Here is a 246-nt window from a genome sequence, read left to right as displayed (position 1 = left end):
AGGCGCCGAGCGCAGGAGTTCCGGCAGAATGAATACGCTGAAATGGCTTTTTGCGATGCTGGTTGTGACGCTGGCGGTTCCGGTTTGGGCCGTCCAGCCGGGAGAAATGCTTGATGATCCGGTGCTTGAAGAGCGAGCGCGGGAGATTTCGCAGGACTTGCGCTGTCTGGTGTGCCGCAACGAGAACATCGACGACTCCAATGCCGAGTTGGCCAAGGATCTGCGGGTTTTGGTGCGTGAGCGTTT

General features: G+C 58.5%; 1 protein-coding gene. It reads left to right on the top strand.

The window, feature by feature from the left end; all coding sequences use genetic code 11:
* Nucleotides 1–28: 28 nt before the first annotated feature.
* On the top strand, nt 29–246 hold a 218-nt coding region (locus tag NXS07_RS21425), incomplete at its 3' end, for a cytochrome c-type biogenesis protein (RefSeq protein ID WP_258087694.1).

The sequence above is a fragment of the Xenorhabdus bovienii genome, from assembly GCF_024721015.1.
Lineage (GTDB): Bacteria > Pseudomonadota > Gammaproteobacteria > Enterobacterales > Enterobacteriaceae > Xenorhabdus > Xenorhabdus bovienii.
The sequence above is the reverse complement of the archived record's forward strand: the minus strand, read 5'-3'. Positions and strand labels throughout refer to the sequence as shown.